The sequence below is a fragment of the Corynebacterium hindlerae genome (genome assembly GCF_014117265.1).
Taxonomy (GTDB): Bacteria; Actinomycetota; Actinomycetes; order Mycobacteriales; family Mycobacteriaceae; genus Corynebacterium; species Corynebacterium hindlerae.
Genome location: NZ_CP059833.1, coordinates 2,208,071 through 2,222,422, shown reverse-complemented (window position 1 = coordinate 2,222,422; position 14,352 = coordinate 2,208,071). Strand labels below are relative to the sequence as shown.

The following is a 14,352-nucleotide window of genomic DNA, read 5'->3' as shown; positions in this document are numbered from 1 at the left end:
GTTTTCCCTTCTACTGGTTGAATCCCGGAACCTGCCAAATGGCAAGAACAAAACGCATCGTGACGGTGACGTCAATGGTCTCTCCCCCGCGTTCATTGAAGTAGGAGTCTGCTGCCTCGAACAGTTCATTGCCATACATGCTGGCGTGAACCTGCAATTCCCGATGCACGGTTTCCTGATCCATCGATGTCACGAACTCGCCGCCTTCATACCGCAGCTCAGGGGCGGCTCCTGATTGCCAGAGCGCGACAAGTTTGTCAGCCATCTTTTGCGCGCCACCGTGCGGGTCTTGTTTTGCATTGATGTCCATGCGTTCCAGCAGCACATCAAGCACATCGATGTGTCGATACACCGGCGAGGTGTTCACACACCATCCGCGGGACAGCTCTTGGAGCCGCACAACATCCTCTGGAGTTCGTACCGCCGGGCATTTGCTAGCAATCACCAGGTCGAACTTTTCCTGAGAGATTGGCTCGCGCTGCCAATCCAGTTGTTGGAACTCAACGTTGTCGATGCCAGCAGCGATTGCAGCACGTCGTGCCTGTGTGATCATTCCTGGTGAAGAATCCACCCCGAGCCCACGGGAGATGTGGCCGGCGAGCTGACTGAGATGCCAGCCAGGACCGCAACATACATCAAGCACCGTGCCCGCTTCCGGTATTGCACCAACCTCCGCCAAGGTTTCCAAGAGCAAGTCGGACTGCTTCTGTTGCAATCGAGCTAAGTAACCTTCAGCTTTCGCGTCCCAATAGTCAGTTCGGTCGGCGGCGTTGTGCATCCTACAAGCTCCTACAAGGTTTCGGTCTGGTTCCACCTGCGAGTGGAGGCGGAACTAGACCACCGTTAGAAAAGTTTTTCTTAAACGGTACCTTAATGAGCTTACTAAACCCATTTTGTGAATGTTTATTCACAACATTTGCAACTCGGCTCCTTAATCGAGTTTTGCTCCTCGCAGCAGGATCAAAGAAAGGGTCGCTGCCCCCAACATCAGGCCAACAGCAATACTGGAAGAAAACACCACGCTGTGGTCGAACGCGTGGCGTGCGGAAGCGAGAAGCTCCGCACCTGGAGTTCCCCCTATTCGGAGCGCAATCTCGGTTGCTCCGCCGAGCGTTTCCCGAGCGATATCACCCTGATCGGGGCTGATGCCAGCCGGGATCTCGATCGAGCGTCGGTATGCAGCATTAAGCACCGAGCCGAGCACCGTGGTGCCCAAGACCGCGCCGATCTCATAAGCCGTTTCTGATATTGCAGACGCGGCTCCAGCTTTTGCCGGAGGAGCGGCCGCCATGATCATGTCGTTTGAAATGGTTTCGGCAGCTCCTACCCCAATTCCTACCAGGATGAACGCCGCCACTAGACCCCAGTCGGAACCAGCATCTCCTGCGACCATTATCATGAAGTAACCGACAGCGTTGAGCAGCAACCCTGCCGTCACCAGCTGGCGGGGACTCAACCACGCAGCCAGTTTCACCACCACAAGCCCAGCCAGGATGGTGGCGGCGGTTCCAGGCAGTAGCAGCAACCCTGCCACCATGGGGCTGTGCCCGCTGACCAATTGGAAGTGCTGGGAAATGTAGTAGAGGAACCCAACCAGCGACATCATGCTCAGCAGGTTGGCCAGCACAGCACCGGTAAAGTGCCGCTCCATGAACAACCGAACATCAAACATTGGCGAGGCAGCGTGCAGCTGACGGCGAATCAGCCACCACGCACTAATAGCCACTATCACGGCACCCACACCAATCCACGGGCTCAAACCCTGATGGGCCACGTCCTTGATGCCGTAGACCAGTGGCACCATCACTGCCAGCATGAGCAGAATGCTCGGCACGTCGATGGGCCCGGGCTGGGTGTCTTTCGATTCTGGCACCACCAGTGGCGCTAGCAGGACCATGGGAACCAGAATTGGGACGGACATCCAGAAGATGGAGCCCCAGTAGTAGTGCTCCAGGAGGAAACCGCCCACGATGGGGCCAAGAGCGGAGCCACCAGAAAAACAGGAAGCCCAGACTGCAATTGCGAGCCGTCGCTCTTTGGGCACCGTGAAAATATTGCGGATGAGAGACAGCGTCGCAGGCATTAACGACGCCCCAAAGAATCCCATGACCGCCCGGGAGGCAATGAGCAAGGATGCGGTCGGAACAAGTGCAGCAATGATCGAGGTGAGAGTAAAACCAATCCCACCGATCAGCAGCAAACGCCGACGGCCCCAACGGTCCCCCAATGCCCCCATGGGAATAAGCAATCCAGCGAGTATTAGACCATATACATCCACAATCCACAGCTGCTGGTTGCCTGTTGGTTGCAGTGCAGTAGAAATTTCGGGCAGTGCGAAGGCCAACACAGTGTTGTCGACTGAAACCAACAGGACAGGCAGCATGAGTACCACCAGGGCCCACCACCGCATCGCGTACGGCTGTTTGGTTCCAGTTACTGCGGTTTTGACCTCCATGATCCGCTTACCTTCCTCTCATTAGTCACGCCTTAATCACACCCTGCAAACTGTACCGTCCAGACGGTACAGTGGCAAGGCGTTATAATAGTGGAATGTCAGCCAAAGAAAAGCTACTTGACGCGTTCGAAGACATCCTCATCTCCCAAGGGGAAAATTCCGCCACCCTGGACGCGGTAGCCCAGAAGGCCGGTGTTTCCAAAGGTGGCCTGCTCTACCACTTCCCGTCAAAAACAGCGCTGATCACCGGGCTGACAAACCGGCTAGAAGCGCGCATGAATGAAGACATTTCCCTCATGCAGCAAGCCCCCGGTGGCGTGGCCGCGTACTACATCCGCACCTCATCAATCATTGACGATGCTTACGCCCGCACTCTCATTGCCGCCACAAAGCTATCGGGGCCACACACTGCACGCATCGTAGAATTGCAGCGCAATGGACAGCGCACCATTTTAGAGTTGCTTACCAAACAAACCGGATCGGTCGCCGCAGCTCAAGCACTCCTATTGATCGGGGATGGCCTGTACCACAATTCACTCATCGACGGCGAATGCAGCACGGCGCGGATGCCCGACCTCGCCACGAATCTCAGTTCCATCAGCGCGCTGCTAGGTGCCGGAGACAGCGCCGACAGTTAGCTCGCTTCTTAGGCTGCCTGGCGTTCCCCACCGGACTTCACGATGGCACGGTACACCACCAGCAAGATCAATCCGATGACCGCGGTGACCACGATCGAACCGCCCGGACGAACATCGAACCGATAGGAAAAGACCATCCCGAGCATCGTGTACGCCACGCCGAGTACAAGCGTGAGCAGGAACGCCGCCTTATAGCTCCTAGCCACGACCAGCGCTGCAGCTACTGGCAGCACCATCAGCGACACCACCAACAACGCACCAATCACCTTGGCGGCCAGTGCTACCGTGATAGCAGCTAGCCCGGTAAAGGTGGCGTTCACCAGGGCAACGCGATGGCCAGAGATTCGGGCGAGCTGCGCATCGACCACCATGTCCATCAGGCTGCCGTAGCTAAGCACGCTAGCTACCACTACCAAGGCGAATGCGAGCGCCGTAGCAGCCACATCACCTGCGGTTACGGCCGTGATGCTGCCGAACAGATAGGATTCAAAGCTCCGTCCGGTTGGCGCCAAATCTGCCAAGATCACGGCCATGCCGAGGCCTGCGCTGAGGGTGACCGCGGTGGCCATATCGCCGTATTGCGGAAAGCGTCGCCTCAGCAGTTCGATCAAGAACGCGCCGAGCACCGCCACGACGACCGCCCCGACCACCGGCGAAAAACCTGCGATCAAGCCCAGCGCAACACCCGCCAAGGAGGTATGTGACAGGGCATCGGCCATCATCGAGGTCCTCCTGCTCACCATCACGATGCCCAGCATGGGAATTGCGATCGAGAGCATCAGCGCAACGAGCATGGTGCGACGCACAAATTCAAATTCAATTAGTAGCTGCAGCATTGATCAGCGTCCCCCGTTCGATGGAAAAGATGTGGTTGACGGGAAGGTTCTTGGTAATCTCCCCGATGTTGTGTGTGACGATCACGATCGCCAGGTTGCGCTGTTTGTGCAGCTGGCGCAGCGTCTGGAAGAACCGCGACCGACTATCGACGTCAACTCCACTTGTTGGCTCATCCAGGAACAGCACGTCCGGTTCGTGGATGAGTGCACGGGTGATCAGTACCCGCTGTTGCAGTCCTCCGGAAAGTTCGGAAAACGGCACGCGAGCATAGGTGTCCAGGCCCATCTGTGCCAGGAATTCTTCTGCAAGAGCGTAGTGACGCTTCATCGGTATCTTCACCAGTCCAAAATCACGACTCAGGCCCTGCACCACGAGTTCCCGGGAGGTGATGGGGAAGGAAATCTTTTCCATCGCCGTGGTTTGAGGAACGTAGCCGATGCGGTGGAAGTGGGTGCCGCTGGAGGCCGGGGCGTCGAAAAGCAGGCAGCTTCCCGACGCCGGACGGTACGCCCCTGTGAGCAGGCGCAACAGCGTGGACTTACCGCAACCATTTTCGCCGGTAATACACACGATTTCACCGGGCGCAACGCGCAGGTTGATGCCCTGTAGAACTGTTACTTTCCCGAACGCGAAACTTAAGTCTTGAACGTTGATTATTTCTTTCACTGGGGTGTACTTTCTACGGCCAGTGCAGTAGCCAAGTTCTCTAGGTTGAACTGCACGATGTCTGTGTATGTTTCGTGGTCAGAATCGATTGGTCCGTATTCCATTGAGCACAGTGGTAGTGCTACGCCACCAATCTCGTCCGCTATCACTTGGGCGGTTTTCGGATCGCTGCCTAACTCGTAGAACACGACGTTGATTCCGCTTCTCCGGGCCACCCGAATAGCTTCGGTCAGCACCCGGAGCTTCGGAGCTTCATGGGTGGTCAGCCCCTGCAGCGGGTGCTGGGTCAGCTCATAGTCGCGCGCCACGTACGCAAAGGCATTGTGGCTTGTCAGGAACTCTCTGTGCTGAGCCTGCTTGAGCTTATCTTTGAATTGGGCTTGCAGTTGTGTGAGCTTAGCGACGAGCTTCCGCGTCCGTTTATCCAGCTCAGCCTCATGTTCAGGCAGCAGCTGCTTGAGCTGGCCGCCAATCGCGTTGGCGTACCGTTTGGCGTTGACGAGGGACAGCCACGAGTGGGGATCGAAGATACTGTGTTCTGTTTTGGCGGAGCCACCTTCGATCACGGGTTCAGTAGCGATGGTGGCGCCACTGTTATCCGCGAACCAGTAGGGCAGGATTTCTTCCGATTCGCGGTCGGACACAAAGATCCAGTCCCCTCCTTCCGGGAAGGAGAAAGTAACGTCGCCACTTTCGTGACCCATTTTGATGGCATGCACGGCAGAATCGACCACCTCGGTGTGTTCGCGCTGGGCTAGTGGTTGGCCTTCAGCGTTCATGACGTCGCGGCCGCGTTGGACGAGGTCGTTGGTGGATAGGTTTCCCGGGTCTTTAAAAAATGCCGCCCGCAGTTCCCGCTCGTGGGTGTGGCCGAACATCATGGTGACGTCGGTACCGGCCGGTATGTGTATGCGCCCGATGTATTGAAATTCCCCGAGTGCTGCGGCGCCTTTGTAGTTGATCAGTTCTACATATTCCGAGAGGTTCAGGATTGGTAGCGTCGGTAAGGCTTCTTCTACCTGCGGTAGCCAGGGCTCCATGTTGGCGCCGTTGACCACGAGCAGGTCTGCTTGCGATAGGGCGCGAATGTCTTTGGGAGACGGTTCCCACAGGTGCGGGTCCTGGTTGTGTGGCATGAAGGAGCGGACGTCGGCATCAGGGCCGGCGATTTCACGTACAAGGCTGTAGATGGGGAAGAAGGAGCCGTAGATGATGGCACGTTCTTTGCTGGTTGGGGTGGGTGACCCGCAGGCCACCAGGAGCACTGCGGGGATGAGCAGTGCCGCGATCAGCGCTTTGGGTAGCTTTGTGATCACGTGCATGGGGTGATACTTCCTCAGTAGGGGTGAAACACCAAACTGCCACGGAAAGAGACACCTTCGCGTGGCAGTTCATGTCAGATGCGTTTGGCGATTTCTAGTGCGCGTGTTCCATGAGTTCGTCCACGATCTGCTCCTTGGTTGCCACCTTTGGATCGACGAAGGTTGGGAACTTCTCTTCCTGCTTCATCGCTTCTTTGTCATTGCCGAAGCGGGCGTGGAAGTGCTGGAGGGATTCTTCACCGTGCATTGGCATGAGGAAGATGTACTTGTATTCAGCATCGGATTCGGCCTTGAATACGGACCATTTGAGCTGATGTCCCTTGTAGTCTTGCTCGAAACCCTCGTCGAAGGCGTACTTGATGGGGGTTTCGGTTGGGTTGTCCAGGGTGGCACCGTCCTTGACAAAGGTGACGGTGTCGCCGTCGATGGCGAGCGCGCCGAATGGGACGCCGTAGCGTTCCTTCAACTGTGCTTTGGTCTGGGTGACGTCTACTCCATGTTCCTTGGCTGCTGCTTCAAATTCGGCGTCGTAGGAGGCATCGTCCAGGAATGCTGCCAGGCTTGCGTACTTGCCTTCCCAGTCGGCGAGGCTGGCCTTGTGGGTGGAGGGGCTCTTCGTCTCAGTTGGGGCCATGGAGGTAGCCACCGCGCTGCTTGTCGACGGCGCAGTGCTGGAGTCCTCGGAAGAGGAGCAGCCAACCAGAGCCAAGGAGCCCACGAGGGCCAAAATTGGAAGCTTCAAGCCTGCAATGCTTTTCATTTTTCAATCTTTCTTGGTGTGCTTTACCCCGCAGAACTACACGTTCAATTGGGGTTTGATAAGTACAGACAAACCAATTTATATAGGTTAGCCTGTACTAACTTGCACCTTGCCACTGTTGATGAAAGTTGTCAAATGGCTGTGAGAAAAATCTAAATGAGGGTCACGACCCCGTCCTCGATGACGAGCGCCTGGCCGTCGCGAAGCAGCTGCAGCGGATACTTTTCGCCATACTTCGCAACAATCTCCGCCACCAGCGACACCGGATATGCCGGAACAGTGCCAGAAGCATGCGGAACGACGCACAGCTGCGTCAATCCCAGCCCCGTATAGTCCTTAAGCTCGGGAGCCTTATCCGGCGAGTCCATAGGAAAAATCGGCTCGATCGATGGACCAGCTACCACCGATCCAGCACTCGTGCCGATATACGTGAGCCCACCTTCCACCTTGGCCTTGAGCACATCAAAGGCCCCCGTACTACGAAGAACGTACAGCAGATCACAGGTCTCCCCGCCCGCCACATACACCGCATCAACCCCAGAAAGAATCCGCTCGAAATCCTCAAGTGGTGTGGTTTCCGCCGGAAGATCTATCACGTCGAAGCCCTGTTCCACCAGCGTATTGCGCTCAGTAAGGACCCACGGCGCATCACCGTAACTACGGGCAGCGTCGCCAATGTAGGCAACCTTGCCAGACACAAACTCAGGGAGCCTTGGGTGCAGAAACGAAGTGAGGATGAGCATCATGGCGCCGAGGGTACCGGAAGATCACTTGACTCCGCGTTCCCCGGGATTTCCCAAGTCAAGTAATTCGAGATCTATCTCCTTTATTTTCTTCATGAGAGCTGTTTTCTACCTGACCTTCCCCAAACATTGTGTGATGGATGCGATCTTCCCAAGCCCTTGCTCACCTTTGGGCATCGTCGGCACACTTGATGCACTCCCGGACCCAAAAGACCCCCTTCAATAGAACATGTGTTCTACTCGGAAAGTGTCGTGTCTCCCACTCGCCATATGGTGAAGCCATGAATTTTGAAGAACTTTTGGAATTGGTTCGTATTTTGCGCGATAACCTAACGGACCACGCTTACAAGACAAATTGGCATTCAGCCACACGTATGGACGATGGGGTAATCGCCATGGGATACCCCCAATACGAACCCTGGATATGGAACGGAATCTTCGCCAGCCATTCCCTTCTCTGCGACTTCATGGGAGGGGAATGGGAACATTACCTGGAACTAGACCTCAATAACCATGAATCCATTGCCCAAGCGAACCTCAATGAGCTAACCGATTGGATCTTGCACTTGTGGCGTGGCGAAAGATTTTGCGACGGCCATATCGGACAAGCAACAGAACTGGGCTGCACCTTAATCGCGCAGCGCACCATTGAGCTAGCTGAGGAATGGTTGGCACATCATCCCCACCCCACGAAGATTCGAGACACTCTTACCCCCGGCTGGTACCAGGAATGAGAGTTTAGGGACAAAAGTCGCCACCTAAGCGGCCGGCCACAGGATTCCCGGCAACCGGCCGTCGGTAAGCGTGCTTAACCCTCGTCCGTGGATAGCGCCGCGACGAACGCTTCCTGCGGCACGGAGACAGAGCCGATGTTCTTCATGCGCTTCTTGCCTTCCTTCTGCTTCTCCAGCAGCTTGCGCTTACGAGAGACGTCGCCACCGTAACACTTGGCCAGGACGTCCTTGCGCAGCGCGCGGATGTTCTCACGCGCAATAACCTTCGTGCCAATCGCGGCCTGAACAGGAACCTCGAACTGCTGTCGCGGAATGAGCTCCTTGAGCTTCACAGTCATCTTGTTGCCGTACCACTGCGCATTGTCCTTGTGAACGATCGCGGAGAACGCGTCGACAGGGTCACCCTGCAACAAAATATCCACCTTGACCAAGTCCGACTGCTGCTCGCCGGCCTCCTCATAGTTCAAGGAAGCATAACCGCGGGTTCGGGACTTGAGCATGTCGAAGAAGTCGAAGATGATCTCGCCCAGTGGCATGGTGTAGCGCAGCTCCACACGATCCTCCGACAGGTAATCCATGCCACCCATCTGGCCACGCTTTTGCTGGCACAGCTCCATCGTCGTGCCCACGAACTCGCTCGGCACGATGATGGTCGTCTTCACGATCGGCTCCCACACCTCACGCAGCTTGCCACCAGGCCAGTCGCTCGGGTTGTGCACCATCATCTCGGTGCCGTCCTCCGCCACAACGCGGTAGCTTACCGACGGCGCAGTCGAAATCAGATCCAGGTCAAACTCCCGTTGCAGGCGATCGCGGGTGATCTCCATGTGCAGCAGGCCCAGGAAGCCGAGGCGGAACCCAAAGCCCAGTGCCACGGAGGTTTCTGGCTCCCAGGTCAGGGCGGCGTCGTTAAGCTGCAGCTTCTCGAGCGCGTCGCGAAGGTCCGGGTACTGCGCCTGCGTGATCGGGAAGAGACCGGAATACACCATCGGCTTAGGGTCCGCGTAACCCTTCAACGGCTCCTCCGCCCCGCCGGACGCCCACGTGACGGTATCGCCCACCTTGGACTGGCGGACGTCCTTCACGCCCGTAATGAGGTAACCGACCTCGCCAGGGCCAAGTCCCGCGCACTTCTTCGGCGTTGGGGACACGATGCCGATTTCCAGCAGCTCGTGGGTCGCGCCGGTGGACATCATCTTGATCTTCTGGCGCGGCTCGAGCTTGCCATCGATCATACGAATGTAGGTGACCACGCCGCGGTAGGTGTCGTAGACGGAGTCGAAAATCATCGCGCGCGCAGGGGCGTCCGCACCGAGCTCACTCGTTGGCGGCGGCACAAGCTCGCAGACCTTGTCCAAGAGCGCTTCCACCCCCTCACCCGTCTTACCAGACACCCTCAAGACATCCTCGGGCTCACAACCAATAATGTTCGCGATCTCCAGCGAATACTTCTCCGGATCGGCAGCAGGCAGGTCGATCTTATTGAGGACCGGGATGATCTCCAGATCGTTCTCCATGGCCAGATAAAGGTTCGCCAGAGTCTGAGCTTCGATACCCTGAGCTGCATCAACCAGCAGAATCGCACCCTCACACGCCTCAAGCGCACGCGAAACCTCATAAGTAAAGTCCACGTGCCCCGGCGTATCAATCAGGTGCATAACAATCTCTTCACCCTCATGCTTGCCAGACCTCGGAACCCACGGCAAACGCACATTCTGCGCCTTAATCGTAATACCGCGCTCACGCTCAATATCCATGTTGTCCAGGTACTGATCACGCATGTCACGCTGATCAATCACGCCCGTGAGCTGCAAAATCCGGTCCGCAAGCGTCGACTTACCATGGTCAATGTGCGCAATGATGCAGAAGTTACGGATCTGCTGAGGATCCGTAAACGTAGTCTCTGCAAAGTTCTTCGGCATATTTTGGGGCCCTTTCCTCTATAACGCTTTGACACATTACCAGACAGCTGTGCAGGGAAAATTCGGGTTTGGTGGGGTGAGTTCTGCGGGGTTTCGTAGGCCTGAGCGGGGTATGTGGGGTTTGACAATACTGAACTGACGATGATCGCAGGTGACGTAGTTGAAAACAATCGACATCCAGGAGTCATCGTCAACTCACCATCGTCATTTCGGTGTGACCCCTCCCGGACTTGAGGTTTGACGATGATCGCAGGGCCATGACGGGTTTCCTGACCCGGAACTGGGGCTTGACGATACTGAACTGACGATGATCGCAGGTGACGTAGTTGAAAACAATCGACATCCAGGAGTCATCGTCAATTCACTATCGTCATTTCGGAGTACCCCGGCGCTCAGCAATCCGCTTCTTCAGAAGATGTATGAATTTCCCGGAGTGCATGTCCGCCCAGTTTGTGCTGATTCTTGAATACCCGTCGTTCAGGAAGTCTTCTTCGCGACGACGCTCGTTCCGCATGATGGTGATGGGGTCTCCGTATTTGCCTTGGTACTTCTCTTCACCGTTGATTTCGATGGTGAGCCATGAGTCGTAGAGGAAATCGACACGATAAGTTTTCCCGTTGACGACGACTTCAGGGTTTTGTTGCACCTTTGACATGTCGATGCCGGCTTCAATCATGAGCGCTTTAGCTAGGCTTTCGCCGGCTGACTCGGAAGTATCGCCTGCCCATTTCATCACTTTTAGAAACTTCTTTTTACCGTGCAGGTTTCCAATCTGGGACCAGGTTGAATACAGAGCTTTAGCACAGTTCCCTTTCTTCAGGTACGACTCAACTGCCGCTAATCCCTGTGCGAATGATTCAAATCGGCAGATATCTATTACCGTTCGCTCGAGTGTGGTGAGACGGATTCCTTTCCATTCGAGCCAGTCTTCGCGCGGTACATGCATCCGGCGGTACTTCACTCCTGGTTTCCACTGGTGTTTGGGCGGCACGGCGCGGTTCTTCGGATAGCTCAGCTCGATCGGGTAGCGGGTATCCAAAATTCACAACCGCCACAGCTCACCTGCGGCTTTCCCCACGATCATAGCCGTGCCAGCATGCAGACCTACCGCTTTGATGCGGATTCTCTGGCGTGCCGCTTCGGTTAGCTCCACCCAGTCCGATTCGAGTACCCGGAAAGCTCCGTGGACCTGAACCCATCGCTTTTTAAAGAATTCCCGGTCTGAGCCAGGAACTTTTCGAATGTCGTGTACTTCAATTCCATTCCCCCATATGGACATGGTTTCACGCTAGAAGTTTCCAAGGTATTCCGCTACGGTCAAGTCACCGTTCTGTGGATCATTGCATGATCGCAGCCCGATTTGACGATGTTGAAAACTCGATGATCCCTGTTGGTTCAAAATCTTCAATTCCGTGACGTGCAACTATCACCAATCCAACATCAGCATCGTCACAAAGCACAATGCTTATCCACAGCGTCCCGACCGCCCCTGCACGCGCGGAAAGAGATACCAAGAAAAACCTTGCTTATAGAAGGTAAGGTGGTGGATTATGATCACGGGTTTCCTCCGCAGGCTTACTAGTTTCGCCCGACGGCGTCGTGAAGCAAGGCGTGCGCGTCTCGACGCCGGCCTTGCCCGAATCGGTAACCGCTTAGGACTTCGGCAAGAGGCAGACGGCGGGACAGCTGAACGCGTCGAAGCAGTCTGCGACATCCACCCCACCGCGAGCATGGTCCGCAACATCTATTACGCCCCCGACATGGACGGCCACGCCGAACCTGGCGAGGTCGTGTGGATTCGCCTCGCTGGTGATGGCGTAGAAGCGCGTGACCGTGCCATTTTGGTGGTGGGCCATGGAATGGAAACCATTCTTGGCCTGCCCATTTCCCCAAACACCGATCATAAAGATGAGGAAGGCTGGCTGGACATCGGGTCAGGGAGCTGGGATTCGAGCGGTGCACCGTGCTGGTTGTGCCTCGATAAGGTGATAGAAGTGCCGGAGCTGGCGATCCGCCGGGAGGGAGCAATCGTGCCACGGCGTCGGTTCGAGCGCATCGCCAACAAGCTACGCAGTGACTATGGTTGGGGCTGATTTGTTCCACACACAACGTGGCTGGTAGAGTTTTGCCCGTTATTCACTTTTCACCCGCGTGATCAATCAGGCGGTCAGGACCTTGGGTCCGCTTGCACGTCGGGTTTTTAGTGGCAAACCACGACCATAAAGAGGTAAAAATGGCAAACATCAAGTCTCAGATGAAGCGCATCAAGACGAACGAAAAGGCTCGTCAGCGCAACCAGGCAATCCGCTCCGCAGTTCGCACCGAGATCCGCAAGTTCCGTGCAGCTGTTGAGGCTGGCGACAAGGCTGCAGCAGAGACCCAGCTCCGCGTAGCTTCCCGCTCCCTGGACAAGGCTGTGACCAAGGGCGTCTTCCACCGCAACAACGCGGCCAACAAGAAGTCTTCCATGGCACTGGCTCTGAACAAGATGGACTAGTTTGCTGAATTTGGTAATGCAAACAGCACCTTTTCGCTAGAAAACGTCAGTTTGCTTTACCAAATCCTGCACACCATCTCTAACGCCCGGCCCCTCGAACTTAACGAGAGGGACCGGGCTTTAGTGTTTCTAGAGCAACGCCGTACTGCCTTCGATGACCATCCAGCAGCCGACGGCGAAGAAGAAGATCCCTGCGAACAGGTCGATCCATGGGCCGGCGGCCACGAGGCGACGCCGCACCACTCCTGCCGACACGACGAATACCAGCAGGCTGAAGCCGATAATAGTGCACAATACAATGGCTGCAATGATTTCCAGCGAGGTAGTGACACTGGGGTGGGCTGGCATGAACGGCGACATGATGGAGGCGAAAAACAGCACTGCCTTGGGGTTAGACAGGTTGGTGATCAGGCCTAGTCGGAAGTTGTGCCAGATTGATCCGAGGATGTGGTCGACGGGGATTTCGCTGAGGGTGACTTTGTTTACTCGCTGTTGCCAACCGGAGCGGGCCATGGAGAACCCCATGTAAAGCAGCCATAGGCCACCGAGGAGTTGGATCCACCCCAGGATGGATGGGTTCGCGACGAACAGCGCCGCCGTGCCGAGGACTGTGAGGGTGACCCACAGGAGGATGCCAACGGCAATACCACCTACTGCGGCTAGCGCGTGCCGGCGGGATCTGGCTGCCAGGCGGAGGAGGAGGAAAAAGTCGGGGCCGGGTGTAAACATCCCGGCGATGTTCAAGGCGATGATGGTGCCTAGGTGTGAAAGGGTCATGCGGTTGGTGTACTCGGGTTAAAACACATGACGTCTAGTGTAACTAGCGGTTCGCGAGCTCCGAAATTTGGCGGACCGCACTTTCTACCGCAAAGTCGATGTCCCCACCTTGGCCTTTGGTGCGGGCGTCCAGGTCCGCCATGAGGATCACAGCATCGGACACGGCATCGCCGTTCCAGCGGCGGGCCACTTGCAGGATCGATTTCACTTTAAACGGTGGGACACCGAGGGTACGGGCGAGTTCGTAGTCGTTTGTTCGTCCCCTGATGGCGTAGGATCGGGCCACTGCGATGACCGAGTTCGATAGTGCCGCGGCGATGAGCACAGGTGGCACGCCGAGCTGTAGCGCCCGGCGCGTCGAGGCGACGGCACGGGAGGTTTGGCCGGAGACGGCGAGGTCAGCGATATCGAAGCCACTGACTTCGGCGACACCTTCGTAGTATTTGCGAACATCTTCGACGGTAACGTGTGCGTTTGTGTCCGCCACAAGTTGGGATACCGCGGAGGCTAGTTCTCGTAGGTCTGATCCAACGCCTTCGAGCAGCGCGTGCACCACGTCTGGTGTAGGACGGACGCCGAGGTTACGGAATTCGTTGGTGACAAACCCCTGGCGTTCCCGCGCGTTTAGTTTGTTTGCTTCATGGACCTGCGCCAGTTTTTTCAGTTTGTCCACCGCGGATTTGGTGCGGCCCTTTCCGGTGTGGCGGATGATGACGGTGATTCCGGGCGCGACGTTGCGGCAGGCATCGATCAGCAGATCCATGGGTTCTTTGCCCGATTCGGCGGCGTCGGTGAACACGAGCGCGCGGGTATCAGAGAACAGGGACGGGCTGAACATGTCCACGAGTTCGTAGGGCGTGAGCTGCCCGGTGCGAGTGTAGGTGACCTGGAGTTGTTCCCCGGCGGGAAGTTCCACGCGCAGCTTGTCCAGGATGCTTTTCTGGAGGCGTTCGGCCAGGAAGTCTTCTTCGCCAAGGATGAGGTGCACGGGATTGATCACC

The 14,352-nt window shown here is 56.5% G+C and carries 15 protein-coding genes; 4 read left to right on the top strand and 11 right to left on the bottom strand.

Going from position 1 to position 14,352, the window contains the following annotated elements:
* Window positions 1-10 precede the first annotated feature (10 nt).
* Together HW450_RS10795 and HW450_RS10790 are read right to left on the bottom strand one after the other, a co-directional pair.
* Entirely contained in the window at window positions 11-778 is a 768-nt protein-coding gene (locus tag HW450_RS10795) for a class I SAM-dependent methyltransferase (RefSeq protein WP_182385622.1), read from the bottom strand.
* A 153-nt stretch (window positions 779-931) separates the two neighbouring features.
* Window positions 932-2,455: an MFS transporter gene (locus tag HW450_RS10790; protein ID WP_182385621.1), complete on the bottom strand. Its 1,524-nt coding sequence runs from the start codon at window positions 2,453-2,455 to the stop codon at window positions 932-934.
* A 95-nt stretch (window positions 2,456-2,550) separates the two neighbouring features.
* On the opposite strand from HW450_RS10790, the gene HW450_RS10785 reads away from it, so the two are divergent.
* Entirely contained in the window at window positions 2,551-3,093 is a 543-nt protein-coding gene (locus HW450_RS10785; RefSeq protein WP_182385620.1) for a TetR/AcrR family transcriptional regulator, read from the top strand.
* Between the two features lie 8 nt (window positions 3,094-3,101).
* Here the strand turns inward: HW450_RS10785 and HW450_RS10780 are convergent, their stop codons facing one another.
* From HW450_RS10780 to HW450_RS10760, 5 genes are all read right to left on the bottom strand, one after another.
* Window positions 3,102-3,929 (bottom strand): metal ABC transporter permease, encoded by an 828-nt coding sequence (locus HW450_RS10780; RefSeq protein ID WP_182385619.1) that lies wholly within the window; start codon window positions 3,927-3,929, stop codon window positions 3,102-3,104.
* A complete protein-coding gene (locus HW450_RS10775) occupies window positions 3,910-4,596 on the bottom strand; it encodes a metal ABC transporter ATP-binding protein (protein ID WP_182385618.1) in 687 nt (228 codons plus the stop codon). Before HW450_RS10775 ends, HW450_RS10780 begins: the two co-directional genes overlap by 20 nt.
* Window positions 4,593-5,918 (bottom strand): metal ABC transporter substrate-binding protein, encoded by a 1,326-nt coding sequence (locus tag HW450_RS10770; protein ID WP_182385617.1) that lies wholly within the window; start codon window positions 5,916-5,918, stop codon window positions 4,593-4,595. Before HW450_RS10770 ends, HW450_RS10775 begins: the two co-directional genes overlap by 4 nt.
* 94 nt (window positions 5,919-6,012) lie before the next feature.
* A complete protein-coding gene (locus tag HW450_RS10765; RefSeq protein ID WP_182385616.1) occupies window positions 6,013-6,678 on the bottom strand; it encodes a ZinT/AdcA family metal-binding protein in 666 nt (221 codons plus the stop codon).
* A gap of 152 nt (window positions 6,679-6,830) precedes the next feature.
* Entirely contained in the window at window positions 6,831-7,424 is a 594-nt protein-coding gene (locus HW450_RS10760; protein ID WP_182385615.1) for a Type 1 glutamine amidotransferase-like domain-containing protein, read from the bottom strand.
* A gap of 278 nt (window positions 7,425-7,702) precedes the next feature.
* On the opposite strand from HW450_RS10760, the gene HW450_RS10755 reads away from it, so the two are divergent.
* A complete protein-coding gene (locus HW450_RS10755; protein ID WP_182385614.1) occupies window positions 7,703-8,155 on the top strand; it encodes a DUF6508 domain-containing protein in 453 nt (150 codons plus the stop codon).
* 74 nt (window positions 8,156-8,229) lie between these two features.
* Here HW450_RS10755 and lepA read toward each other — a convergent pair whose 3' ends face one another.
* Window positions 8,230-10,077, bottom strand: a complete 1,848-nt coding sequence (gene lepA / locus HW450_RS10750; protein ID WP_182385613.1) for a translation elongation factor 4 — start codon at window positions 10,075-10,077, stop codon at window positions 8,230-8,232.
* A 370-nt stretch (window positions 10,078-10,447) separates the two neighbouring features.
* A complete protein-coding gene (locus HW450_RS10745) occupies window positions 10,448-11,116 on the bottom strand; it encodes a hypothetical protein (protein WP_182385612.1) in 669 nt (222 codons plus the stop codon).
* A 511-nt stretch (window positions 11,117-11,627) separates the two neighbouring features.
* Between HW450_RS10745 and HW450_RS10740 the strand changes: the two genes are divergently transcribed.
* Together HW450_RS10740 and rpsT are read left to right on the top strand one after the other, a co-directional pair.
* A complete protein-coding gene (locus tag HW450_RS10740; RefSeq protein WP_182385611.1) occupies window positions 11,628-12,170 on the top strand; it encodes a type II toxin-antitoxin system PemK/MazF family toxin in 543 nt (180 codons plus the stop codon).
* 140 nt (window positions 12,171-12,310) lie between these two features.
* Complete coding sequence (gene rpsT / locus HW450_RS10735) at window positions 12,311-12,574, top strand: 30S ribosomal protein S20 (protein ID WP_182385610.1); 264 nt, start codon at window positions 12,311-12,313, stop codon at window positions 12,572-12,574.
* Between the two features lie 129 nt (window positions 12,575-12,703).
* On the opposite strand, the gene HW450_RS10730 is transcribed toward rpsT, so the two are convergent.
* Together HW450_RS10730 and holA are read right to left on the bottom strand one after the other, a co-directional pair.
* Window positions 12,704-13,351: a LysE family translocator gene (locus HW450_RS10730; protein WP_182385609.1), complete on the bottom strand. Its 648-nt coding sequence runs from the start codon at window positions 13,349-13,351 to the stop codon at window positions 12,704-12,706.
* Between the two features lie 43 nt (window positions 13,352-13,394).
* On the bottom strand, window positions 13,395-14,348 hold the full coding sequence (holA, locus tag HW450_RS10725) for a DNA polymerase III subunit delta (RefSeq protein ID WP_232843385.1): 954 nt from the start codon (window positions 14,346-14,348) through the stop codon (window positions 13,395-13,397).
* Window positions 14,349-14,352: the final 4 nt, after the last annotated feature.